Source organism: Antarctobacter albus (assembly GCF_900101505.1).
In the GTDB taxonomy this organism is placed as follows: Bacteria; Pseudomonadota; Alphaproteobacteria; order Rhodobacterales; family Rhodobacteraceae; genus Antarctobacter; species Antarctobacter albus.
On sequence record NZ_FMZI01000002.1, the window covers coordinates 414,844 to 440,148 of the forward strand.

Consider the following 25,305-nt stretch of genomic DNA (forward strand, 5'->3'; position numbering starts at 1 on the left):
CGAAGCTGACCTAGGTCGCGCTTTCCCACGTTTCGAAATCCGCGGCACACTTGCGCCGCAACTTGGCGTCAATCTCCGGAGACAGAGACAGGTCGCGCCGGGGCGAGACGTTTTCGCGCGGAAGGTCGATATTCGTGCCCAGCCGCTCTTCTAGGAAGGCCAACAACCCGGCCTGGTTCTCGTAGCGGAAGAGGTGGTTGACCGAGACACCGTTGGGCCGCGGCTCGACGAACTTGGCCTGGCTGCCGACATTGGCGAAGGGGGGGCGATCACCCCGCGCATAAGCATCGCAGAACTGGTCAAAGCTGAGCCCCCGCGTCGAGGTCGGCTTGCCGTTCAGGAAATCACGCTGCCGGTACCTGTACCAGGATCCCAGCCAGTCCACCGGTTCACGGATCACCGCCAGAAGCTCCATCTCGCCGCCGACCTTCTCGAACATCGGGCGGAAGAAACGGTTGTATCGATAGACCGGCGCATGTTTCAACTCGGGCGGGTCCGAGACCGCCATCGACGCCAGGGGCGCCAGCGCCCGCGCATAGGCAGAGGTGCCGGTCTTTGGGACCGCCAGCATGACAAGGCGCGCTTTCCAGAACACGAGCATTCAATTTGTTCCCGTTTCGGTAACCTTGCCTTAACCCTCACGCGCCAAGCTGGAAAGAGAAAGAATTCACTTGAATTGTTCACGGTTTGATCCCATAGGTTTGGGAACAAGAGGTGAACGAAAGCAGCGATTGCCGCGCTCGCCGGCATATGGAATAAGGATCGAAACGCATGGCAACGGCAGATCTTCTGAGCATGGACAACAAGCGTAAGGCCGAGAAACAGAAGGCCCTGGACAGCGCACTCGCCCAGATCGAACGACAGTTCGGCAAGGGCTCGATCATGAAACTGGGTGGCGACAATCCGATCAAGGATATCGAGGCCACCTCGACCGGCTCGCTGGGGCTGGATATCGCCTTGGGAATCGGCGGGCTGCCCAAGGGCCGGATCATCGAGATCTACGGCCCCGAAAGTTCGGGCAAGACGACGCTGACGCTGCACTGCGTGGCCGAGGAACAGAAAAAAGGCGGCGTCTGCGCCTTTGTCGACGCCGAACACGCTCTGGACCCGCAATATGCCAAGAAGCTGGGCGTCGACCTGGACGAGCTGCTGATCTCGCAGCCCGACACCGGCGAACAGGCGCTGGAAATCACCGATACGCTGGTGCGCTCGGGCGCGGTCAGCATGGTGGTGGTCGACTCGGTCGCCGCCCTGACCCCGAAATCGGAACTTGAAGGCGACATGGGCGACTCGAATGTCGGCGTGCAGGCCCGCCTGATGAGCCAGGCGATGCGCAAGCTGACCGGCTCGATCAGCCGGTCCAACTGCATGGTGATCTTCATCAACCAGATCCGGATGAAGATCGGCGTCATGTTCGGGTCGCCCGAAACGACCACGGGCGGCAACGCGCTGAAATTCTACTCGTCCGTACGGCTCGACATCCGCCGTATCGGCTCGATCAAGGATCGTGACGAGGTCGTGGGCAACCAGACCCGCGTCAAGGTGGTCAAGAACAAGGTCGCACCGCCGTTCAAGCAGGTCGAATTCGACATCATGTATGGCGAAGGCATCTCGAAGATGGGCGAACTGCTGGATCTTGGCGTCAAGGCCGGCGTTGTCGACAAGTCGGGGTCGTGGTTCAGCTACGGCGACGAAAGGATCGGGCAGGGGCGCGAGAACGCCAAGACCTACCTACGGGAAAACCCGCGCGTCGCGCTGGAGATCGAGGACAAGATCCGCGCCGCGCACGGTCTGGATTTCGATATGCCCGAGAGCGATCCGGAACTGACCGAGGACTGATCCGGCGACAGGACGGATAGGCCAGGGGCGCTCTTCGGGGCGCCCCTTTTGGTGTCGGGTGCAACGGCGACAGGCGACTGTGGACACTTGCGGATGGCGCCGCTACATCTGCGCCGATCACTCGCCCGCAAAGAGGCCCGCAATGGCAAGCCTGAACGACATCCGCTCGACCTTTCTGAATTATTTCGAAAAGCAGGGACATGAGGTTGTGGCCTCCAGCCCGCTGGTGCCGCGCAACGACCCGACGCTGATGTTCGTCAACTCGGGCATGGTGCAGTTCAAGAACCTCTTCACCGGGGTGGAAAAGCGCGACTACAACCGCGCCACCACCTCGCAGAAATGCGTGCGTGCGGGCGGTAAGCACAATGACCTCGACAACGTCGGGTATACCGCGCGTCACCATACCTTTTTCGAGATGCTGGGAAATTTCTCCTTCGGCGACTATTTCAAGCCCGAGGCCATCCCCTTTGCCTGGGAGTTGGTGACCAAGGAATTCGGCATCGACCCCAAGCGACTGCTGACCACCGTCTATCATACCGATGACGAGGCTTTCGAGATCTGGAAGAAGGTCGGCGTTCCCGAGGACCGGATCATCCGGATCGATACATCGGACAACTTCTGGCAGATGGGACCGACCGGCCCTTGCGGCCCCTGCACAGAGATCTTCTACGACCACGGCGACCACATCTGGGGCGGCCCTCCGGGATCGCCCGAGGAAGACGGGGACCGTTTCATCGAGATCTGGAACGTCGTCTTCATGCAGAACGAGCAGTTCGAGGACGGCTCGATGAAGGCGCTCGACATGCAGTCGATCGACACCGGCATGGGGCTGGAACGGATCGGTGCGCTGTTGCAGGGCAAGCACGACAACTATGACACCGACCTGATGCGCAGCCTGATCGAGGCCAGCGCCGATGCGACCAGCGCCGACCCGGACGGGCCGGGCAAGATGCATCACCGGGTGATCGCCGACCATCTGCGCTCGACCTCTTTCCTGATCGCGGATGGGGTGATGCCCTCGAATGACGGCCGCGGCTACGTGCTGCGCCGGATCATGCGCCGCGCCATGCGCCATGCGCACCTTTTGGGTGCGCAAGATCCGCTGATGTACCGGCTGGTTCCGGCCCTGGTGCGCCAGATGGGGCAGGCCTATCCGGAACTGACCCGCGCACAGGCCCTGATTGAGGAAACGCTGAAAAGCGAGGAAACGCGCTTCAAGGCGACGCTGGATCGCGGGCTGAAACTGCTCGACGATGAGCTTGCCGGGCTCGACGGCGACGCGCCGCTGCCCGGGGCCGCGGCCTTCAAGCTCTATGACACCTACGGTTTTCCGCTGGACCTGACGCAGGACGCGCTGCGTGAGAAGAACCGCGAAGTGGACGTCGAAGGCTTTGACGCCGCGATGGCCGAACAGAAGGCGCGCGCCCGTGCGGCCTGGAGCGGGTCGGGCGAGGCAGCGGATGCGACCGTCTGGTTCGACATCGCCGACACGCACGGCGCCACCGATTTCCTGGGCTACGACACCGAAACCGCCGAGGGCCAGGTGCTGGCGCTGGTGGTGGACGGCAAGGCGGTTGACGGCCTGACCGAGGGGCAAAGCGGCTGGATCGTCCTGAACCAGACACCTTTCTATGGTGAAGCGGGCGGCCAGGTTGGCGATACCGGCTGGCTGCGCCGGCTTGAGAACGAGGACGACTGCGCCACTGTCAGCGACACGCAGAAGATGGCGGGAGGCAAGGTCTATGCCCATCACGTCACCGTGGATCGCGGGACTTTTGCCAAGGGCGACGCACTGCAGCTCGAGGTGGATCACGGGCGCCGCTCGGCGATCCGGGCCAACCACTCGGCCACGCACCTGCTACACGAGGCGCTGCGCGAACGGTTGGGCGATCATGTCGCGCAACGCGGCTCGCTGAACGCGCCGGAGCGCCTGCGGTTTGACTTCAGCCACGGACAGGCGCTGAGCCTGGAGGACCTGCAAAAGGTCGAACGCGACGTGAACGCCTTTATCCGGCAGAACGCGCCGGTGAGCACCCGCATCATGACCCCGGATGACGCGCGTGAAATCGGCGCGCAGGCACTGTTCGGCGAGAAATACGGCGAGGAAGTGCGCGTCGTCTCGATGGGCACGCAGGCGGGTTCTGGCAAGGGCACCGATGGGCAGACCTATTCCATCGAGCTTTGCGGCGGCACCCATGTGCGCCAGACCGGTGACATCGGCCTTTTCGTGACCCTGGGTGACAGCGCGTCCAGCGCGGGTGTGCGGCGGATCGAGGCACTGACCGGTGCGGCTGCCTTTGACTACCTCACGCAGCAGGATCACCGCCTGGCCGAGGTGGCGGGCGTTCTGAAGGCCAGCGCCGTTGATGTGCCGGGCCGGGTGAAGGCCCTTCTGGAAGATCGCAAGAAGCTGGAGTCCGAGGTGGCGCAGCTGCGCCGCGAGCTGGCGATGGCCGGTGGTGCGGGTCAGGGCGCGGGCTCGGAAGCGCGTGAAATCAACGGTGTCCAGTTCGTTGCTCAGGTGCTGAGCGGGGTGACGGGCAAGGACCTGCCGCCGCTGATCGACGAACACAAATCGCGCATCGGATCCGGCGCCGTGCTGTTGATCGCCGATGCGGGCGGAAAGGCGGCGGTGGCGGCTGGTGTCACCGATGACCTGAAAGGCACGCTGTCGGCGGTTGACATCGTCAAGGCGGCGGTGGCCGAACTGGGAGGCAAGGGCGGCGGTGGCCGTCCCGACATGGCCCAGGGCGGCGGTGCCAGCGCAGACAACGCCGAGGCAGCCATCAAGGCCGCCGAAGCCGTGATCGGAGGAAATTGAGATGCCCGCACTCTGGATTGCCCATGTCACCGTGAGTGACGCCGAGGCCTATGGGAAATACGCCGAACTGGCCGGACCGGCCATTGCCGCGCATGGTGGAACCTTCATCGCCCGGGGCGGCCGTTTCGTGCAGCTCGAAGGCAAGGAACGCCCGCGCAACGTGGTGGCCAGGTTCCCCTCGGTCGAGGCGGCGGTGGATTGCTACCACTCCGACGCCTACCAGGAGGCCCTGAACCACGCGCGCGGTGCCTCCGAGCGCGAGTTGCTGGTGGTCGAGACCAGCGAGTGACACCGCTTGCAGAGCTGCGTCGGTCCTTCGCGGGGCCGGGGCGGCTCGACTGGATTGGGCTGCGGCCCGCGCGCAAAGCGGTTTTGGTTCCGGTGGAACGGGCCCGGATTACAACCGACGGGCTGGACGGGGATCATGGCCGGCCCGGCAAGCGGGCCGTGACCTTGCTGCAGGCGGAACATCTGCCGGTCATTGCCGCCCTTGCGGGACGGAAGGACCTGCCGCCCGATCTGCTGCGGCGCAACCTTGTCATTTCCGGTATCAACCTGAGCGCGCTGAGGGAATTCGGATTGCGGATCGGCACGGTCCGACTGGCGGTCGAGGTGCCATGTGCACCGTGTTCCCGGATGGAGCAGGTTCTTGGTCCCGGGGGCTATTCGGCGCTGCGCGGGCATGGTGGCTGGTGTTGTTCGGTTCTGGAACCCGGAGAGATCAGCCTGGGCGACCCGGTCAGCCCTGATTTCTGACGCATATTCCCGATCTCTTCCGTATATAGGCGCCTTTTCGCCCGCGGTTCGGGCGGCTTGAGCGGCCTCCTGCCGTAGTCCGGCACCCGCCATTGGGAAGATGAGTGATTCGTGCGACATTCCGTCCAACCCCTTGTCGGAGGGGCAAAAATTTTCGATTCCGGTAATTGTTCCCGTATTGGAAAAATATCAGCCCGGTCCTGCAGGCTGGACCGTTGCAAAACTATGGCACCCCAACCACAGAATCTCTGAATTGGGCAGAAAATTGTGGTGTTTGCCCTTTTTTGCCACGCCAAGTCAGGAATTCCTGTCGCGCGGGCGCGATTTTCTTGGCTAGAGTTTGGATACCTTCAATTTCTTGGGAGAAAGTTCATGAAAAAAGTTCTTGCTGGCGCACTTCTCGCAGCCGCTTTCGCAGCCCCTGCGATGGCTTGGGAAGGCAAGGTCGTGGCCTGCTACGACAAGGTCTGGGTTCCGGCCAAATATGGCTACAAGCAGCATCTGATCATGGCCGCCCACACCGAGTGGGAATACAAGAACGGCCAGATGGTCAAGGTTCACTACCCGGCCGTCTACAAGGAGTCCAAGCACCTGGTGAAGGCGGGCTACTACGTGGCGAAGAAGGCTTCCTGCAAGTAATTAGCTGCAGGCAAATGTTACGGAAAGGCGCGGGGACTGCCACCCCGCGCCTTTTTCGATTTTACAGGGGCCGATATTCCCCTGTTTTTCAGCCTGTTGTCCGACGCTCTTGATGCGGAATCCGAGGTGGCCCCACCGCCAAGGGCGGCGGGGCCAAGGCAGGTTCAGGCGCCGCGCGCGGCGCGCTTGCGTTCGTGCGGGTCCAGATGGCGCTTGCGCAGCCGGATCGCGTTGGGCGTGACCTCGACCAACTCGTCGTCGTTGATATAGGCAATCGCCTCTTCCAGGCTCAGCGTGATCGGAGTGGTCAGGCGCACGGCCTCGTCGGTGCCGGAGGCCCGCACGTTGGTCAGCTTCTTGCCCTTGAGCGGGTTCACTTCGAGGTCGTTTTCACGGGAATGCTCGCCGATGATCATGCCGGTGTAGACCGGGGCCTGGGCGCCGATCATCATCTTGCCGCGCTCTTCGAGGTTCCACAGCGCGTAGGCCACCGCTTCGCCGTTTTCCATCGAGATCAGAACACCCGCGCGGCGGCCCGGGATCGGTCCCTTATGCGGGGCCCAGCCGTGGAAGACGCGGTTCAGGACGCCCGTGCCGCGCGTGTCGGTCAGGAACTCGCCGTGATAGCCGATCAGCCCGCGCGAGGGGACATGCGCGATGATCCGGGTCTTTCCGGCGCCGGCGGGCTTCATCTCGACCAGTTCACCCTTGCGGGCGCCGGTCAGTTTCTCGATCACCGCGCCGGTGTATTCGTCGTCGACGTCGATGGTGGCCTCTTCGACCGGTTCCATCGTCACGCCGTCTTCCTCGCGCATGATGACCTGCGGGCGCGAGATCGACAGTTCAAAGCCTTCGCGGCGCATGTTCTCGATCAGGACGCCCATCTGCAGTTCGCCGCGGCCGGAGACCTCGAAGGCTTCGCCGCCGGGCGTGTCCTTGATGCGGATCGCGACGTTGGTTTCCGCTTCCTTGTGCAGGCGCTCGCGGATGACACGGGACTGCACTTTCTTGCCGTCACGGCCAGCCAGCGGGCTGTCGTTGATGCCGAAGGTCACGGTGATGGTCGGCGGGTCGATCGGCTGCGCCTCGAGCGGTTCGTCCACGGCCAGGGCACAGATCGTATCGGCCACGGTGGTCTTGGTCATCCCCGCGATGGAGACGATGTCGCCGGCCTCGGCCTCTTCGATGTCCTGCTGTTGCAGACCACGGAAGGCTTGGATCTTGGTGACCCGGAACTGTTCGATCTTCTGACCGATGCGGCTGATCGACTGGACCGTCTGGCCAACCTTCAGCTTGCCGGATTCGACGCGGCCCGTCAGCATCCGGCCAACAAAGGGGTCGGAGCCCAGCGTCACGGCCAGCATGGTGAAGTCGTCGTCGCGCTTCTTGATCTGCTTGGGTTCCGGAACGTGGTTCACGATCAGGTTGAACAGCGCGTCCAGATTCTTGCGCGGGCCATCAAGCTCGGCGTCGCACCAGCCCGACCGGCCAGAGGCGTAGAGATGCGGAAAGTCCAGTTGGTCCTCGTCGGCATCAAGGGCAGAGAAGAGGTCGAAGACCTCGTCCAGGGCACGGTCCGGTTCCGCGTCCGGCTTGTCGACCTTGTTCAGCACCACGATGGGCCGCAGGCCCAGGGCCAGCGCCTTGGAGGTCACGAACTTGGTTTGCGGCATCGGGCCTTCGGCGGCATCGACCAACAGCACCACGCCATCGACCATCGACAGGATGCGTTCCACCTCGGCGCCGAAATCGGCGTGGCCGGGGGTGTCGACGATGTTGATCCGCGTGCCTTTCCACTCGACGCTGGTGGCCTTGGCAAGGATGGTGATTCCGCGTTCGCGTTCCAGGTCGTTCGAATCCATCGCCCGTTCGGCGACGGCCTGGTTGGCGCGGAAGGCGCCGGATTGTTTCAGCAGTTCGTCCACCAGCGTCGTCTTGCCGTGGTCAACGTGAGCAATGATCGCGACGTTGCGCAAATCCATGAGACGGTTCCTTTGTCCGGAGTTGGCGCGGGACTAGCCGGGTAGGGACAAAAAGACCAGTGCCGATTTGCCGCAAGCCCATTGCAAGGGTGTCACGGATCACACCTGCGAGACTGCCGCAGGGAACCGGCGGAGGTTTGCCGGGCTGCTGGTGAAACTCAGCGGGCTTTGGCCGGTGACGCTGGGGCAGGGCGCGCAACAGGGAACAACCGGGCCTCCGACCCGTTGAATGTACATCACGGGCCGTTACTTGCGGCTCAGCATGACGCGCTGTGCACTCGCAGCGTCAGGGAACCAGAAAAGGAGACAGTCATGAAATCGAGCATCTTTGCAGTGATCGCAGCGACCGCATCGCTTGGCGCCGCGCCCGTGCTGGCCGGCAGCATTGACCGCACGCCGGTCGAGGTCGAACCGGCGGCGCCCGTCGTGCCCGCAGCTCCCGTCGGCGTGGACTGGACCGGTCCCTACGTGGGCTTCAGCTTTGGCAACATGAATGCCCAGGGCGGCGGCACATCCGACAACGGTGGCGTCTACGGCGTCTATGGCGGTTACGACTATGACTTCGGCGATTATGTCGTCGGTGGTGAATTCGAATACCAGGATGGCAACGGTTTCAGCCTCGGCGGCGTCGACGTGGACAACGTGATGCGGCTCAAGGGCCGGGTCGGTGCCGACTTTGGCCGGACGCTGGTCTACGGGACCGCGGGCGTGGCGCGCATCGACAGCTCGCTGGGTGACGCAACCGGGCCGGTCGGCGGTGTCGGCCTCGACTACAAGGTGACCGACCGTTTCTCGATCGGTGGCGAGGCGCTGGCGCATAGCTTTGACGACGTCGGCGGTTCCGGCGCGGACGTGGACGCGCAGACCTACTCGCTGCGGGCAACCTTCCGCTTCTGATCGTCCCCCTCATGTGAGCGGAAGGCGCGGGCCCCCCGGAGTGATCTCCGGGGGGCTTTTTCGTTCAACCGTGCCTAGTGAGGCGAGGTATTGGAGAAGAGGTGGATGACGAGGATACCCGCAAGGATCATTCCCATTCCGAGGATCGCGGGCAGGTCCAGTTTCTGGCCAAAGACGGCCAGGCCGATCACGGCGATGAAAACGATGCCCAGCCCCGACCAGATTGCATAGGCAATGCCCACGGGAAAATACTTCAGCGCAATTCCAAGGAGGTAGAAGGCCGCGGCATAAGCCACAATGGTGATGGCCGTCGGCACCACGCGCGTGAACTGCTGGCTGGCCTGCAGGGCCGTGGTTCCGATGGTTTCGGCCAGCACGGCGAAGGCAAGAAAGACATAGGGCATGGCGGTCTCCGGAAATGCGCAGGCAAAGGGCTAGCGCGGGCGCGCCGCGGGCACAAGCCGCGGCAGGCCCCGGCCTTGCGTCCCGTTCAGGCGGGCAGGTGAATCGGGAACCGCGCGCGGATCGCCTTGTCCGTGGCGGGATCGAAACGGGCCGGGCTGCGCGTGGCCAGGATCTCCTGCTTGCGCGCCGTGGCCTTGGCCACCAGGTCCGGTTTGTCCATCTCTTCCCATTGGCGGGGCGAGGTGCGGTCGCCCAAGCGGGGATAAAGATGGTCGCGGTGCATCCTGTCCAGGGTTTCCGGCGTGCCCAGGTAGTGGCCCGGTCCCCCCATGCAGACGGCGCGCATCTGGTCCAGGGCCAGGGTCATGTCGTCGACCTCGATTCCGCGCACGCAGCGCAGCGCCTGGCCGATCAGGTCATCGCCGAGGATCAGGCTTTCATGGCAGAACCCCAGCAGCGAGGCATGCATCCCCGCCGCCTCGTAGACCATGTTCGCCCCGGCTACCCCGGCCAGCACGTTGGAACACATCTGTTCCCAGCCCGCCTGCATGTCCGGCAGCTTGGAGTCCGCGGCCCCGCCTGCCGTCCCCCCGGGCAGGCCGTAATGAGCGTGCATCTGGGCACAGCCCGCGCTGAGCAGCGCCTGTTCGCCCGATCCCAGGCACATGGCCCCGGTCCGCAAGTCCAGCCCGAAGGGCCAGGTGCCAAAGATCGCCGGGTGGCCCGGTGCGATGGCGTTGACGTAGACAAGCCCCGCCAGGCATTCCGCCACCGATTGCACGATCGCCCCCGCGATGGTCGAAGGGGCGGTGGCCCCGGACATGCCCGCCGACAGCAACAGCACGGGCATGCCGCCCCGGATGCAGGCCTCCATCGTCTCGCAGCTTTCCGAGGCGAATTTCATCGGCGGCACGACAAAACAGTTCGAATTCGACACGAAAGGTCGGGCGCGCCAGGCGGCCTCGCCCCCGGCGATCATGTGCAGCAGGTCCAGCGCGTCCGGCACGTTGGCGGGGTCCGAGAAGGAAGTGCCCACCTGCTTGGTTGTCCCGGAGCAGCAGGCGTAGAGCGTGTTCAGATCCAATTCCAGATTGTCCGTGAGGTCACGGGCGACCATCGGGCGCTGGAGAAAGTGGATATTGTCCAGCTGGTGCGCTATCCGCGCCGCGTCGTGCAGATCCTGCAGGGTGCTTTCGCGGTAGGTTTGGCCGTCGATCTCGACCAGGTGCACCGCCGCCCCGGCGGTGCCGTAGTGGACACGCTGGCCCGAAAGGTCGAGGTCAAACCGGGGGTCGCGGGCGGGCAGGGTGATGTCGCGCGCGGCCTTGGCCAGCATGTCCTCGACCAGCGCGGGCGGAAAGCGCAGGCGCCCGTCCTCGCCCAGCCGCGCGCCTGCGCCGGTCAGGATCTCGACCCCGGAGGCAGGCGCCCCGGACAGGCCGATCTCGTCCAGGGCAACCAGCGCGCTGGCATGGATGCGCGCCACCTCGGCCTCTGTGAGCGGACGGTAGTGTCCGCCGATGAGTCCGGGGCGGACCGGGCGCTGGTCTTCGGAAAGGGCGGTGGCGCGGGCGGCGACGCGGGCGGCTCGGCCGCCACCACGGCGGGAAAGAGGGGCTGTCATCTGTGGTGTCTCCGAAGGAAAGGGGCAGGGATCAGGGGGCCGATTGCCAGCCCGGACGTCCCCGTGCCGCGCGCCCGCGGCGCGCCCCGATCTGGCGCAGGATCAAAGAGATAGCCGCATCATGCATCTTCATGCAAAGCAGCCTGTCTTTGCGGTGCGGTCCTGTCTGCGCGGAAAGCGACGCCATGTCGCTTTTGACATGACAACCAAAATAGTTTCAATTTTACAGTCGGTTAAGTGCCCGTAAACCGGGGACTGCATAGTGTGCCGTCATCCTGAACTTACACCGGAGACTCATGGATGAAACGTGCACTGCTACTGTCCGCCGCGCTGTTCGCGGCGGCGCCTGCCGCCTTTGCGGCCGAACCTCAAGAGGCCATGCAGGCCTATGTCGACAGTGAAATCATGGCCTGGGCCCATGACACCGCGATCGTCGAGGCGATCGAGGCCCAGAATGCCCTGACCGGCGGCTATGACGCGACGCGGATCAGCCAGCTGGACGCAACCTGGCGGGCCGAGGTGGGGACAGGGTCCGACCTGGTCGATGGTGTCCTGATGAACGCGGCCGCGGATTTCCTCCGCGCGCGGATCGAAGCCAGCGGCGGGATGATCACCGAGGTGATCGTGATGGACGCAAAGGGGCTGAACGTGGCCGCCTCGGGCGCGACCTCGGACTATTGGCAGGGGGATGAGGCCAAGTACCAGGAAACCTATCCCAAGGGGGCGGGCGCCGTGCATTTCGGCGAGGTCGAATTCGACGAATCCAGCCAAAGCTACCAGGCACAGATCTCGATCACGATCACGGACCCCGACACGGGCAGGCCGATCGGCGCCATGACCGTCGGGGTCGATGCCGAAGTGCTGCTGTAAGGCCTCGGCGCAAAACCCCAACTTCAGGCAAGGGACAAGAACATGACACAGGACGGCGGCAAGACGAGGTCAGGGGCGGGCCTGCACTCGGTATTCATCAGGTGCGCGGGCATCATGGCTGTGACCACGATCGTGGTGGCGGGCGTGCTGTCGGTACAATCCCTGCGGCTGGTCGACGACCTCGCCGTCAAGGGCGTGGTCGACCAGGCCGCGCGGACGGTCGAACTCAGCGCAAGCGCGCTGAGCAAGCCGATCCGGTTCAAGGCCTTGCCGAAGGTGGAAGAAGAAGTCTCGGCCGCGATGACCGCGGCCGGGGCCAACGGGCGCGCGACGCTGGTGTTGGACGCCGAGGGCGAGCGCCTGGCCGTCGCCGGCGAGGACGCGGCGCTGCTGGACAGTGTCGCAGGCCTGGCGGCCAAGGCGCTGGCCGAGGGTACGCGGATCAGCACCGACGGGGGGCTCTTGGTGGCGGAACCCGTCCTGGCCGGGCCCGAAGGACCGGTGATCGGCGTGCTTGCGATGGCCTGGAACGCCGATTCGGCCCATGCCGCCGTGCGCTCCGAGAAGATGGGCATCCTGCTGACGGCTGCGGCGGTCTTCATCGTGCTGCTGGGGGCGACGCTGCTTTTGCTGCAGCGCAGCCTTGGACGTCCGCTGCGTGAGGTGACAGAGGCGGTAAAACGGATTTCCGACGGGGATTATGACACCGAGATCGGGATGAGCGGCCGTCGCGATGAATTCGGCAGCATCGCCGCCCATATGCAGGACATGACACAGGCCCTCAGCACCGCGCGCGACGCCGAGGAAGAGCGTGCCCGCGACATGGAGCGCCAGGTCGAGATGGTGACCCATCTGGGCAAGGCTCTGGACGTTCTGGCGGACGGCGTGCTCAACCGTGAGATCGTGGCCGAGTTCCCCGAGGAATATGCCGCGCTCCGGACCAACTACAACCGCGCCATCGCCAGCCTGCGCCGCGTGGTCGACGAGGTTTCGGCCAGCGCGGGCAGCCTGCTGGACAATGCCAACCAGATCGCCTCTGCCTCGGACGATCTGTCCCGACGGACAGAGACGCAGGCTGCCACGCTGGAGGAATCGGCGGCGGCCTTGGAGGAACTGCTGAGCAGCGTCAGTGCCGCAGCGGAAAACGCCCGAAGCGCCGACGACCAGGTGCGTCAGACCCGCGAGATCGCGGAACGTAACGGCGAGGTTATGCGCTCTGCCATCGAGGCGATGAGCGTGATCGAGAAGTCCTCGGAGCAGATCGGGGAAATCACCAGCGTCATCGACGACATCGCCTTCCAGACCAACCTTCTGGCCCTGAACGCCGGGGTCGAGGCGGCGCGCGCGGGCGAAAGCGGCAAGGGTTTTGCCGTTGTGGCGACAGAGGTGCGCGGCCTGGCGCAGCGCAGCGCGGCGGCGGCCCAGCAGATCAAGGAGCTGATCACCGGTGCGGGCGAACAGGTGGCCAGCGGTGTCAGGCTGGTCGAAGAGGCGGGCGGCGCGCTGGACGACGTGCTGACCCGCGTCGCCGAAGTGTCGGACATGATGACCGGCATCGCCAGCAGCGCCGGGGAACAGGCCCAGGGCCTGCAGGAGATCAATGTCGGGATCTCCAACCTCGACCGGGTCACCCAGCAGAACGCGGCGATGGTGGAGGAATCCACTGCCTCGGCGCATATGATGCGCACCGATGCCGGCGCGCTCAGCGAAACCGTCGGCCGTTTCGTCACCGGCTCCGATACCCGGTCACCGGGCGCCACACGGCCGGAGGCCGCAGGCGGGCGAACACGGGCCGCCTGACACGTCGAACATCGCGGGGCGGGCTGTCATGTCACGACGCCAAATGCGGCAAACGCAATCCGCCTCGCTGCAAACGGCCCAAGAAATGTGCAAATGCCGCACTCTGTCACCTGCTTGCGGCAAAGATCGGCGGATTGCGCCCTGTCGGCATCTGCGGGTTTACATCGTCTCCCTGGACGGCTTCTCTGGCTTGAGGACAATCAGACCTTGGGACAGACGGAAACATCATGGCGATCACCGCGAGCATCCGGCATCTTACGCACTACAAGTACGACCGCCCGGTGAACTTGTCACCGCAGATCATCCGGCTTCGACCTGCACCGCACAGCCGGACCCGGGTGATCAGCCATTCGCTGAAGGTCTCTCCCGAGGGGCACTTCGTGAACCACCAGCAAGACATCTATGGCAACTGGCTGGCCCGGTTCGTCTTTCCGGAGCCGGTGACGGAATTCCGGATCGAGGTCGACCTGGTGGCCGACATGACGGTCTACAACCCCTTCGATTTCTTCGTCGACGATGTCGCCCGCGAATGGCCCTTCGAGTACCCAGAGGAAATAGCTCCCGACCTGGCAGTCTATCGCAAGACCGAACCTCTGACGCCCTTGCTGAAGAAATGGGTCGAAAGCGTCCCGCGCAAGAAACAGGTCACCATCGACATGCTGGTGGAATTGAACCGCCAGCTGGAACAAGAGACAGAATACCTGATCCGGATGGAACCCGGTGTGCAGACGCCCGAGGAAACGCTGGAAAAGAAATCCGGCTCCTGCCGCGATACCAGTTGGCTGCTCATCAATATCCTGCGCCACCTGGGCTTTGCCACGCGGTTCGTCTCTGGTTACCTGATCCAGCTGAAACCGGACCTCGAGGCATTGGACGGGCCGTCGGGCACGGATCACGACTTCACCGACCTGCACGCCTGGTGCGAGGTATACCTGCCCGGTGCGGGCTGGGTGGGGCTGGACCCGACAAGTGGATTGCTGACTGGGGAAAGCCACATCCCGCTGGCGGCCACGCCGCATTACAGCAACGCCGCGCCCATCGTGGGCGGCTTCAGCGGCCATAAGGACACCAAGACCGATTTCGACTTCGAAATGGAGGTGCACCGCGTCGCCGAACATCCGCGTATCACCAAGCCTTTCTCGGAAGAAAGCTGGGAGGCGCTGGATGCGCTTGGGCAAAAGGTGGATGCCGAGATCGAAGCGCAGGACATGCGCCTGACGATGGGCGGTGAGCCGACCTTTGTCTCGATCGACGATTTCGAAAGCGCGGAGTGGAACACCGCCGCCGTCGGCCCGCAGAAACGCGCCTTGGCCGACGACCTGATCCGGCGTCTGCGTGATCGGTTCGCCCCCGGTGGTTTCCTGCATTTCGGGCAGGGCAAATGGTATCCGGGCGAAACCCTGCCGCGCTGGACATTCTCTTTGTATTGGCGGCGCGACGGCAAGCTGGTCTGGAAGAACCTCGACCTGGTGGCCAAGGAAACCGCCAGGGGCGCGACCGCCGCGGATGCCGAGGCCTTCATGACCGGCTTCGCCAAGGCGCTGGAGATCGGCACGGAATACGTCCAGCCGGCGTTCGAGGACCCGGCGGTCTGGATCCTGAAAGAGGCGGAACTGCCGGAAAACGTCACGCCCGAGGATTCGCGGCTCAAGGACCCCGAGGCACGCGCCCGCATCGCCCGTGTCTTTGAGCGTGGGCTGGACAAGCCGGCCGGTTTCATCCTGCCGATCCAGCGCTGGCAGTCGCGCGCCTTTGGCCGGGGCTGGCGATCGGAACGCTGGCGGACGCGCCGCGGCCACCTGTTCCTGATCCCGGGCGACAGCCCCGTGGGGTTCCGCCTGCCTCTGGGCACGCTGCCCTTTGTCGGCCCGTCGGCCTATCCCTATGTCTATCCGGCGGACCCGACCGTCCCGGTCGAGGATCTGCCCGATTTCCACGAGATGGACGACAAGCGCCAGGCGCTGTTCGAGGAACTGCGCAAGATTGCTCAGGAAGAGCGGGACACGCTGCCACGGACGACACCTGGCCGCGAACAGCCTGTGTCGCGCCTGCGGGCCGGCGAGCCAGCCGAGGTGCAGCGCGAACAGGCGGTCACGCCCGAGGGCGGCGTTGTCCGGACCGCCATCGCGGTCGAGCCGCGCGATGGCAAGCTGTGCATCTTCATGCCGCCGGTCGAGATGCTGGAGGACTACCTCGAGCTGATCTCGACCGCCGAGCAGACCGCCGAGGCCCTTGGCCTGCCGCTGCATATCGAGGGGTATACGCCGCCGCATGACTCGCGTCTGAACGTCATCAAGGTGGCGCCGGACCCGGGCGTGATCGAGGTCAACGTGCACCCCGCCTCCAGCTGGAAGGACTGCGTCGACATCACCAGCGCCGTCTACGAGGAGGCGCGCAACAGCCGCCTGGGCGCTGACAAGTTCATGATCGACGGCAAGCACACGGGCACGGGCGGCGGCAACCACGTCGTCGTCGGCGGCGCCACCACGATGGATTCGCCGTTCCTGCGGCGGCCTGACCTGTTGCGCTCGCTGATTCTCTACATGCAGCGGCACCCCTCGCTCAGCTACCTGTTCTCGGGCACCTTCATCGGCCCGACCAGCCAGGCGCCCCGTATCGATGAGGCGCGGCATGATACGCTCTACGAGCTGGAAATCGCGCTGAGCCAGATCCCCGATCCCTCGGAAGGGGAGCCACCCCAGCCCTGGCTGGTGGACCGGCTGTTGCGCAATATCCTGATCGACGTGACCGGGAACACCCACCGGGCCGAGATCTGCATCGACAAGCTCTATTCCCCGGACGGGCCGACCGGGCGGCTGGGGCTGGTAGAGTTCCGCGGCTTCGAGATGCCGCCGGATGCCCGGATGAGCCTGGCGCAACAGGTGCTCTTGCGCGCGCTTCTGGTGCGGCTGTGGAAATCGCCGGTCAAGGGCAAGCCGGTGCGCTGGGGCACCACGCTACATGATCGCTTCATGCTGCCGGAATTCGTCTGGCAGGATTTCCTGGACGTGCTGCGCGACCTCAAGGAACACGGCTTTGACCTGCGCCCCGAATGGTACGAGGCGCAGCGGGAGTTCCGCTTTCCCTTTGCCGGGGAAATCGAGGTCGAGGATGTCCACCTGGAGGTGCGGCAGGCGCTGGAGCCCTGGCACGTCCTTGGTGAGCGCGGCGCCATCGGCGGCACCGTCCGCTATACCGACAGTTCGGTGGAGCGGATGCAGGTGCAGCTGACCGCGCTGGACCCAAGCCGCTATGTCGTCTGCTGCAACCAGCGGCAGGTTCCGATGCACGGGACCGGCACCAGCGGGCGCAAGGTGGGCGGCGTGCGGTTCAAGGCCTGGCAACCGGCCGAGGCGCTGCACCCGGTCTTGCCGGTCAATGCGCCGCTGGTCTTCGACATCTTCGACACCTGGTCGGGCCGGGCGATCGGCGGCTGCACCTATCATGTGGCGCATCCCGGCGGGCGCAGCTATGATACCTTCCCGGTCAACACGAACGAGGCCGATGCCCGCCGCCTGGCGCGTTTCCAGAAATGGGGGCATACGCCCGGAACCTATTGGCCGGCGACTGAAAACCCGCACCCGGAGTTCCCGATGACCCTGGACCTGCGGCGCGCGCCCTGGATCTGACATGGGCGAAACCGGCGCCGTTACGCCGGCGCGCAAGGCGCCACTGGACCATTATCTGCCACCCAAGGGGGTGGCAGATGAGCTTTTGCGCCCTGATGGCACGCTGCGCCCGGTCTGGAAGCCGATGATCGACCACCTGGCCGGACGCAATCCGGACCAGGTGAACCAGGACTTTGCCCGCGGCGATCTCTATCTGCAGGATGCGGGCGTCTACTATCGCCAGTACACGGGCGACGAATCCGCCCTCCGGGACTGGCCGCTGAGCCATATCCCCGTCATCATCGGCGAGACCGAGTGGAGCAAGCTGGCCGAAGGCATCGCCCAGCGGGCGGAACTTCTGGAACGCACGATGGCCGATCTCTATGGCCCGGCGACGCTGGTCAAGCGGGGCATCCTGCCGCCCCAGCTGGTCGCGCGCAACCCGGAATGGTTGCGCCCTATGGTGGGGATCAAGCCGCGCTCTGACCACTACCTGCATTTCCTGGCCTTCGAAATCGGACGCTCTCCGGATGGCAGCTGGCTGGTGCTGGGGGACCGCACGCAGGCGCCCTCGGGGGCGGGGTTCGCGCTGGAAAACCGGATGGCGACGCTGCGGGTTTTCAACGATCTCTACCAGGAGACGAATGTTCACCGGCTCGCCGCCTTCTTTCGCACCTTCCGTGACAGGCTGACCCAGCTGCGCGGCCCCGAGCAGGGGCAGGTGGCGATCCTGACGCCGGGGCAAAACACCGACACCTATTTCGAACACGCCTATATCGCGCGCTACCTGGGCTTCCTGTTGCTGGAGTCCGAGGACCTGGTCAGCGTCGACGGCAAGCTGATGGTGCGCACGATCAGCGGGCTGGAACCCGTCAGTGTGCTCTGGCGGCGGCTGGACTCGCGTTTTGCCGATCCGCTGGAACTGGACGAAAGCTCTGCCCTGGGCACGCCGGGCATGGTGGGCACGCTGCGGTCTGGCGCGGTGACGATGCTCAATTGCCTGGGCTCGGGCGTGCTGGAGGCGCGGGCGCTGATGGCCTTCATGCCGCGCATCTCCGAGGCGCTGATGGGCGAGCGGCTGAAACTGCCCAACATCGCCACTTGGTGGTGCGGACAGGCCAGCGAGCGTGCCTATGTGGGCGAAAACCTGGAACGCATGATGATCGGCCCTGCGCTCTCGACGCAGCTGCCGTTCGAGATCGACAGTTCCACCGCGCTTGGCGGGCGGTTCCGTGACAATGCGCGTGGCCCGGTGCGCGACTGGCTGGACAAGAATGGCGGCGCGCTGGTGGGGCAACAGGCCGTGACGCTGTCGACCACCCCTGCGATGATCGACGGCAAGTTGATGCCACGGCCGATGGTGGTGCGCGTCTTTGCCGCCCGCACAAAGGACGGCTGGACGGTGATGCCCGGCGGCTATGCCCGCATCGGCCGGACAGAGGACCCAACGGCGCTGGCGATGCAAAGCGGCGGTTCGGTGGCGGACGTCTGGGTGGTCAGCGACGCGCCCGTGTCCACCGAGACGCTGTCGGGTCAGCAGCCGGGGCCGTTCATCCGGCGGATGCCCGGCCGGTTGCCCGCGCGCGCGGCGGACAACCTGTTCTGGCTGGGCCGCTACGTCGAACGGGCCGATTTCACCGCGCGGACCCTGCGCGCGTATCACCTGCGGCTCGAGGACAACGGCGGCACGCCGATGCCCGTCTTCGACCAGCTTGGTCGCTATCTAGAGGGGCGTGGGCTGTACCTCGCGGAACCCTTGCCGGATCTCTTTCTGAACCTGTTGGAACGGGCGCGCGGCTGTGCCAGCAAAGTGCGCGACCGGTTCTCTGATGACGGCTGGTACGCGCTGGACGAGCTGGAAGGGGCGGCGCGTGACCTCGCGGGGGCGGTCGACCATGGCGATGCGACGGGCCGTGCACTGAGCCAGCTCCTGCGCAAGCTGGCGGGCTTTGCCGGGCTGGTCAACGACAACATGTTCCGCTTTTCCGGCTGGCGCTTCATGTCGATGGGGCGGGCACTGGAACGCGGTGTCCAGATCTCGGACCTGCTGGCGGTCTTTTCCGCCAGCGGTGCGGCGCAGGGCAGCCTGGATGCGGCGCTGGAAATCGGTGACAGCGTCATGACCCACCGCCGCCGCTACTCGGTCGAGACGAACCGGAACACGGTGGTTGACCTGCTGGCGCTGGACCCGGAAAACCCGCGCTCGGTGATCTACCAGGCCGGGGTCTTGCTGGATCAACAGGCGAAACTGCCCCGGCCGGGCAAGTCCAGCCAGCTGACAGAGGTCGGGCGCCGCATCCTGCGGGTGCACACCGATCTGTCCGTCGCCACACCCGAGGTGCTGGACAGCGCCGCGCTGGCGAAACTGGCCGATGATCTGCAGGCGGTGTCGGATGCGATCCACACCCAGTACATGGGGTAGGGGATGCTTTACGACGTGACGCTTTCGGTTCGCTACGCCTATGCACTCTCCGCGGCGGCGGCACGGATGCACCTGCGGATGATGCCCGGCAACGGGCCGGCGCAACGCCTTGTGTCGGGGCTGTTGCAGGCCGATCCGGCGCCGGCCTTTCGCCGTGACCGGGTGGATTTCTTTGGCAACGCGCTGACCGAGATGGCCTATGACGCGCCGCTGGACACGGTCGATTTCCGGTTCACCGGCCGCATCCGGCGGGACGACCTGCCCAAGGAACTGGACCTGTCCTGTGCCCTGGCGGACATGCGGCGCGAACTGGCCGAGGTGCCCTCGCTGGCGCCTGACGCACCGCATCATTTCCTGGGCGCCTCGGACCGGGTGGTGCCGGTGCCCTCTATCACCGCGTTTTCGCGCGGCATCACGCGGCTGGACCAGCCGGTGCTGACCGTGGTGGAGGCGATTTCGCGGGCCCTGCACGAAGAGATCACCTTTGACCCGACGGCAACCGATGTGACCACCGACCCGGCCACGGCCTTTGCCAACCGGCGCGGTGTCTGCCAGGACATCAGTCACATCATGATCGCCGCGCTGCGCGGGATCGGCATTCCGGCGGGCTATGTCTCGGGCTTCCTGCGGACCGAACCGCCCGAAGGCCAGCCCCGCCTGGCGGGGGCGGATGCGATGCACGCCTGGGTCCGGGCCTGGTGCGGCAACGAGGTCGGCTGGATCGAGATCGACCCGACCAACGACATGCGCGTCGGCGCCGACCATATCAGCGTGGCCATCGGGCGGGATTATGCGGATGTGGCGCCGGTCAAGGGATCGCTGCGCAGCTCGGGGTTTCACAGCACCCGCCACAGTGTCGATGTGATCCCGGTTGAGGAGCGGACCCCGGTCGAGGCGGTCGGGCGCAGCAGTACCGACTAGGCCGCGCCCGGAGGCGGTTCAGACCACGGGGCTGTCTCCGTAGGTGACGACATCCTGGCTGCCGTCGTCCCAGATCGTCACCCGCTCGACCAGCGCGCCGCTGGCGTCGTAGGTCTCTGTCGCGCTGGTCCAGGTATAGGCATCCTGTGTATCGGTCAGGACCGAGCTGCTGCGGACACCGTCGGCATAGTCGATCTCGTGCACGCGGCCGTCGTCGTAGGTGTTCGTCTGGCTGTCGAGCTGGCCTTCGGCATCCCAGGTGCGCGCGATCGAGGACCAGACGAAGTCATCCGCGCCATCGGTCAGGAGGTGCGAGACCATGCGCCCGCCGTCAAAGCCGATCTCGACCTGGCGCCCGTCGTCGTATGTCATCTGCCGCGCGGTACGGGCGCCCGTGGCGGTGTCGTAGAAATCGCTGTAGCTGGCCCAGCTTGCGACGTCGCCGGCATCCGTCATGTGGATCGCCGAGCGCGCGCCCTCGGTGTAGACGATCTGCTGGACGCGACCATCGTCATAGGTGTTGGTCTGGTCGGTCAGTACGCCGGCGCCGTCGTAGACCCGTTCGATGGTGTGCCAGCCATAGACGTCGCCGCCATCCGTCACCAGGGAACTGGTGCGCGCGCCGTCCGCGTCGAAATGGGTCTCGACCAGCTTGCCGCCGTCCCAGGTGATGCCATTGTAGATCCGCGCCCCGCTGGCGTCGTAGCCATCGGTGTAGCTGTCCCAGGCATAGACGTCGGCGCTGTCGGTCATGGTCGAGGAGGTGCGCAGCCCATCCGAGTAGAAGATCTCCAGCACCCGGCCGTTGTCATAGGTGTTGGTCTGTTTCGCCCATTGGCCGGTCGCCGTGAAATCGCGGGCGATCGATTCCCATTCGTGGGTGTCGTCGACGTCGATCTCCAGCGTCGCGGCGGTCAGGTTGCTGCCGGTCTGGTATAGCCGGACAAGGGTTGTCGTGCCGTTGTCCTGCACGGTCCCGAAGGCGCCGTCGGTAAAGCTGAGGGTCTCGACCCCCAAAAGCGTGTCCGTGCCATCGTCGCCGCCATCGGTCAGGTCGATGTCGGTCACGGTCAGCGCGCCGTTCCAGGCCAGGGCAAATCCTTCGGAGGCGCCTTCAAAGACCACCACGTCCTCGCCCGCGCCGCCGTCGATGGTGTCGTCGCCTTCGCCACCCTTGATGGTATCCGCGCCGGCGCCGCTCTGGATGTCGTTCGAGGCGGCGTTGCCGGTGATATGGTCGTCGCCGCTGCCGGTGATGGCGTTCTCGATCACCGCGCCGCGGGCGATGGCAAAGTTGCCCGCGTAGCCGTCGATGTCCGACCAGCTTTCGGGCTCCAGGCTGAGGCGCTGGTCATGACCGCGCGAGCCGAGGTCGATCACGTCGATGCCGGAACTGTCGAAGATCGCCACCGCCCGGCCCGGCGCCAGGTCCATCCCGGTTGCGGTCAGGTTGGTGTTGTCCCCGTAGACCGTGTTGCCCGTGTGGACGTTGTCAGGGGTGCCGTAAAGGTTCTGGATCGCGAGGATGTCGGCCATCTGCGGCGTCGCCAGGTACATGCCCGACGCGTCGACGTTCGGGTTTTCCCACTGGGCAAAGTAGGACATGATCGACATCTGCCAGCTGTCGTTGGCGTAATGCGCGTCGGTCCCGAAGTCTGCGGCGCCGTTGTAGTTGCCGCCGTGCCCCAGCCCAAGCGCGTGGCCGATCTCGTGGATGTAGGTCTGGTAATAGTAGTCGCCGTAGCCTTGCCAACTGGGGTGCACATTGACGAAAGACTGGTCGATCTCGTTCCAGGACGTGTAGACGTAGGAATAGGCGTAGGCGCCGCTTTCGGTGTCGTCGAAGGTGATGTCGGCGGTCCCAGAGGTCAGGGTGAACTGAATCCCCGAAACCGCGGTCCATGCCTCCAGCGCGGCAAGGGCAGCCGTCTGGCCGGCAGCGTCCAGCGCGTCGATGTTGACGGTGATCTCTCCGCCGGCCTGCACGTCGAAGGCCCGCCAGTCACCACCGCCGTTCTGCCAGTAGCCATGCGTCAGTTGATAGGCCACCTGGTCCAGGGTGAAAACCGGCAGGGCGGCCTCCGTTGTCCCGCCGCCGCCGCCGGAAGGCGCCGCCGTCGGCCCGGTCAGGCCGTGACCGTCGTAGATTTCGATGGAAGGGTCGAGGCTTTGGCAGAGAAAGCACATGGGTCAGGTCCTGTCTGTCAGGTGCTGTGGGGCAATGGGCAGCGGTCGAGAAGGGCTTGGGCAAAGACGTCCAGCAGGGCGCCGGTGATGGCGGCATCGCTGACCGAGAATTCCAGCCTGGGACCGGCACGAAAGGCCCCGTCGACGCTCTCGAACAACAGCTGTGCCCGAAGAACCGATCGGCCATGCACGGTGATCCGTGCCCGGGGACAGGGCACGCCCCGTTCCGCCGCGTGGTGCCGCAACCGTTCACGCAAAAGGCCGGCGAGCTGCGTTTCGCCGGAAGACGTGATGGGACGGGAAGACGATGATTGACGCGCTCCGGCGGGGGCCGGGGGCAGGGCATGGAGGTGCCTTGGGCGGGCGTTCATTGCGGTCTTCCTGTGGCGGTCTAAGGGGCAGCGGACCAGGAGCAGATCGGTCACGGATCGACTTTGGACCGGGGAATTTGAGGTCCGAAGGGCTGGAAAATGTTAATATCGCGTCATTGGTGCGCGTTAAGAAACCGTAAACATTTGCGGCGCGCACTGTTTCCCGAAGCGGCGCTACAGGTCGTCACGGCCTTTCGAAAACTCTACTTAAAATTGTATCATGAAGCGTCCGTCGATGTCATCCACCTGCTTGCAGGAACGGGGGCCATGTGCCCAAATCCCGCCCATCGGAAGGAGCGGTGGCGTGCTTGAATTCTCGCATCAGCCGGCCCTTGTGGCCGCCTCGCTGGCGGTGGCGCTGATGGCCGGGTTCAGCGGGCTTTCCCTGACGCGGGGGCCTCGACCTTGCCGCTGGCCCGGCACAAGCTCGTGGTGGCAATCGCTGCGGTGGCGCTGGCCGCGGCGCTGGTGCTGTCGGTTGCGGCGATCTGGATCGCCTATGGCGAGCGTTCGCGGGGCAGCATCCTGCTGGGGGCGCTGGTCTTTGGCCTCTCGGTCTTCGCGGTGCATTTCATCGCGATGGCGGGCACCGGGTTCATCGGTCTGGACGGGGGCGACACCGCCGGGCCCGCCTTGTCGGACGAGGCCCTGGCGATGGGCGTGGTGCTCAGTTCCTTCGTGATTTGTGGCGCATTCCTGCTGAGCAGCGTGACCTTCTTTGCCGTGCGGGCGGAACAGGCCGCCGAGACCGAAGAGCCGGTGAGGGGCACGGCGCCGGGACGCGTGCCTGTTCCCTATGAGAAAGAGGGGCGCACTGAGTTCGTCGACGCCGGCACCATCGCGGCGGTGCGGGCCGAGGGACATTGCACGGTCCTCTACTCCGGCGCGGAGCGGCTGTTCTGCCCCTGGTCGATTTCCGGGGCGGCCAAGCGGCTGGCACCGGCGGGGCTGATCCGGGCACATCGCAGCTACCTGGTCAGTCCTGCGCTGGTGACGGTGTTACGCCGCACCAAGGATACCGGCGTCTGTCATTTCGACGGGGTCGAGGCCCTGGGCAAGGTGCCGGTCAGCCGGTCGCGCCTGGCCGAGGTCCGCCGCGTGCTGGGCGTCTGAGGCGCGGACGCCGTGACGGCGCTGGTGCCGACCTGTCGGTCGTCACCTCGCCCCGCCCACCGTCCCCGGCCGCAAGCATTGCTCTATTCGTGCAGCCATGTCGCATTTCGTGCGCGAATGCCTGTCTTTTATGGCTCTGCCGTTGGTTCCGGCGTGGTCAGGGGGAACCGTCCCAGCAGCGGCGCAAGATCGCGGGGAGGGCGTTCACAGATGATACCGGCGGGATTCGACTATCACAGACCAAGGGACCTCGGCGCAGCCATAGGGCTGTTGCAGGAACACGGGGCGAGGCGCGGGTTATCGCGGGCGGCCACAGCCTTGTGCCGATGATGAAGCTGCGCATGGCGGTGCTGTCGCACCTGGTGAACCTGCGCGACATCCCGGATCTGCAGGGAATCGAGATCGGCGCCGACAGCGTGTCGCTGGGGGCGATGGTCACCCAGCACGAACTGATCGCGCATGCGGGTCTTGGGGAAGCCGTCCCCCTGCTGCGCGAGGCGGCGTTGCAGATCGCCGACTCGCAGGTGCGCTACCTGGGAACACTGGGGGGCAATGTCGCCAACGGCGATCCGGACAACGACATGCCGGGGCTGATGCAATGCCTCGACGCGACCTACCAGGTGACAGGGCCGGACGACCTACGCCAGATCCAAGCGCGGGATTTCTACGAGAGCGCCTATTTCACCGCCCGGGCGGATGACGAGATCCTGACCCGTCTCATGGTCCCGATCCCTGCGGCGGGCACGGGCTATGCCTATGAAAAGCAGAAACGCAAGATCGGCGATTATGCCTCCGCGGCGGCGGCGGTGCTGGTCGGCAAGGGTTTTGCCTCGATTGCCATGACCAACCTGGCCGATGTGCCGGTGTGGTCGGCAGAGGCGGGCGTGGCGCTGGCGGCCGGAGACAGGGAGGGGGCCGTCAGCGCCGCGCTCGCAGCCATTGACCCGCAGGAGGACATGCGCGGTCCGGTGGAGTTCAAGAGACATGTGGCGGGCGTCGTGCCGCGCCGGGCCATCGACCGCGCTCTGTCGCGGGTTGCGGGCTGAGGGG

At 65.3% G+C, this 25,305-nt stretch carries 18 protein-coding genes and 1 pseudogene; 13 read left to right on the top strand and 6 right to left on the bottom strand.

Annotated features, from left to right (window positions below):
* Positions 1-10: 10 nt before the first annotated feature.
* On the bottom strand, positions 11-601 hold the full coding sequence (locus BLQ71_RS05170; protein WP_074620938.1) for a gamma-glutamyl kinase: 591 nt from the start codon (positions 599-601) through the stop codon (positions 11-13).
* A 170-nt stretch (positions 602-771) separates the two neighbouring features.
* On the opposite strand from BLQ71_RS05170, the gene recA reads away from it, so the two are divergent.
* The 5 genes from recA (at position 772) to BLQ71_RS05195 (ending at position 6,055) form a co-directional block, all read left to right on the top strand.
* Positions 772-1,839, top strand: a complete 1,068-nt coding sequence (gene recA, locus BLQ71_RS05175) for a recombinase RecA (protein ID WP_043145166.1) — start codon at positions 772-774, stop codon at positions 1,837-1,839.
* A gap of 142 nt (positions 1,840-1,981) precedes the next feature.
* Entirely contained in the window at positions 1,982-4,660 is a 2,679-nt protein-coding gene (gene alaS, locus BLQ71_RS05180; RefSeq protein ID WP_074620939.1) for an alanine--tRNA ligase, read from the top strand.
* A gap of 1 nt (position 4,661) precedes the next feature.
* On the top strand, positions 4,662-4,949 hold the full coding sequence (locus BLQ71_RS05185; protein ID WP_074620940.1) for a DUF1330 domain-containing protein: 288 nt from the start codon (positions 4,662-4,664) through the stop codon (positions 4,947-4,949).
* Entirely contained in the window at positions 4,946-5,416 is a 471-nt protein-coding gene (locus BLQ71_RS05190) for an MOSC domain-containing protein (RefSeq protein WP_074620941.1), read from the top strand. Before BLQ71_RS05185 ends, BLQ71_RS05190 begins: the two co-directional genes overlap by 4 nt.
* Before the next feature lie 372 nt (positions 5,417-5,788).
* Positions 5,789-6,055, top strand: coding sequence for a hypothetical protein (locus tag BLQ71_RS05195; protein WP_043145159.1), 267 nt, complete (start codon positions 5,789-5,791; stop codon positions 6,053-6,055).
* Between the two features lie 164 nt (positions 6,056-6,219).
* On the opposite strand, the gene typA is transcribed toward BLQ71_RS05195, so the two are convergent.
* Complete coding sequence (typA, locus tag BLQ71_RS05200) at positions 6,220-8,037, bottom strand: translational GTPase TypA (RefSeq protein ID WP_043145154.1); 1,818 nt, start codon at positions 8,035-8,037, stop codon at positions 6,220-6,222.
* 312 nt (positions 8,038-8,349) lie between these two features.
* Between typA and BLQ71_RS05205 the strand changes: the two genes are divergently transcribed.
* Entirely contained in the window at positions 8,350-8,934 is a 585-nt protein-coding gene (locus BLQ71_RS05205) for an outer membrane protein (RefSeq protein ID WP_043145151.1), read from the top strand.
* Between the two features lie 74 nt (positions 8,935-9,008).
* Here BLQ71_RS05205 and BLQ71_RS05210 read toward each other — a convergent pair whose 3' ends face one another.
* Both BLQ71_RS05210 and BLQ71_RS05215 read right to left on the bottom strand, forming a co-directional pair.
* The gene (locus tag BLQ71_RS05210) at positions 9,009-9,338 is read right to left on the bottom strand and encodes an SMR family transporter (protein ID WP_043145149.1); all 330 of its coding nucleotides are present in this window, start codon (positions 9,336-9,338) and stop codon (positions 9,009-9,011) included.
* A gap of 86 nt (positions 9,339-9,424) precedes the next feature.
* A complete protein-coding gene (locus BLQ71_RS05215; protein ID WP_074620942.1) occupies positions 9,425-10,963 on the bottom strand; it encodes a trimethylamine methyltransferase family protein in 1,539 nt (512 codons plus the stop codon).
* Between the two features lie 300 nt (positions 10,964-11,263).
* Between BLQ71_RS05215 and BLQ71_RS05220 the strand changes: the two genes are divergently transcribed.
* From BLQ71_RS05220 to BLQ71_RS05240, 5 genes are all read left to right on the top strand, one after another.
* The gene (locus BLQ71_RS05220; RefSeq protein WP_074620943.1) at positions 11,264-11,833 is read left to right on the top strand and encodes a hypothetical protein; all 570 of its coding nucleotides are present in this window, start codon (positions 11,264-11,266) and stop codon (positions 11,831-11,833) included.
* 114 nt (positions 11,834-11,947) lie between these two features.
* Complete coding sequence (locus BLQ71_RS05225; RefSeq protein WP_133066113.1) at positions 11,948-13,633, top strand: methyl-accepting chemotaxis protein; 1,686 nt, start codon at positions 11,948-11,950, stop codon at positions 13,631-13,633.
* 227 nt (positions 13,634-13,860) lie between these two features.
* Complete coding sequence (locus BLQ71_RS05230) at positions 13,861-17,262, top strand: transglutaminase family protein (RefSeq protein WP_074620944.1); 3,402 nt, start codon at positions 13,861-13,863, stop codon at positions 17,260-17,262.
* Position 17,263: 1 nt separating this feature from the next.
* Positions 17,264-19,663 (top strand): circularly permuted type 2 ATP-grasp protein, encoded by a 2,400-nt coding sequence (locus tag BLQ71_RS05235; RefSeq protein WP_074620945.1) that lies wholly within the window; start codon positions 17,264-17,266, stop codon positions 19,661-19,663.
* A gap of 3 nt (positions 19,664-19,666) precedes the next feature.
* Complete coding sequence (locus tag BLQ71_RS05240; RefSeq protein ID WP_074620946.1) at positions 19,667-20,584, top strand: transglutaminase family protein; 918 nt, start codon at positions 19,667-19,669, stop codon at positions 20,582-20,584.
* An 18-nt stretch (positions 20,585-20,602) separates the two neighbouring features.
* Here the strand turns inward: BLQ71_RS05240 and BLQ71_RS05245 are convergent, their stop codons facing one another.
* Positions 20,603-22,771: a M10 family metallopeptidase C-terminal domain-containing protein gene (locus BLQ71_RS05245; protein WP_074620947.1), complete on the bottom strand. Its 2,169-nt coding sequence runs from the start codon at positions 22,769-22,771 to the stop codon at positions 20,603-20,605.
* 17 nt (positions 22,772-22,788) lie between these two features.
* Positions 22,789-22,989, bottom strand: coding sequence for a hypothetical protein (locus BLQ71_RS25920; protein WP_133065649.1), 201 nt, complete (start codon positions 22,987-22,989; stop codon positions 22,789-22,791).
* A gap of 558 nt (positions 22,990-23,547) precedes the next feature.
* On the opposite strand from BLQ71_RS25920, the gene BLQ71_RS05255 reads away from it, so the two are divergent.
* Entirely contained in the window at positions 23,548-24,255 is a 708-nt protein-coding gene (locus BLQ71_RS05255) for a LytTR family transcriptional regulator DNA-binding domain-containing protein (protein WP_232784775.1), read from the top strand.
* A gap of 210 nt (positions 24,256-24,465) precedes the next feature.
* Positions 24,466-25,301, top strand: a pseudogene (locus tag BLQ71_RS05260) (FAD binding domain-containing protein).
* Positions 25,302-25,305 lie beyond the last annotated feature (4 nt).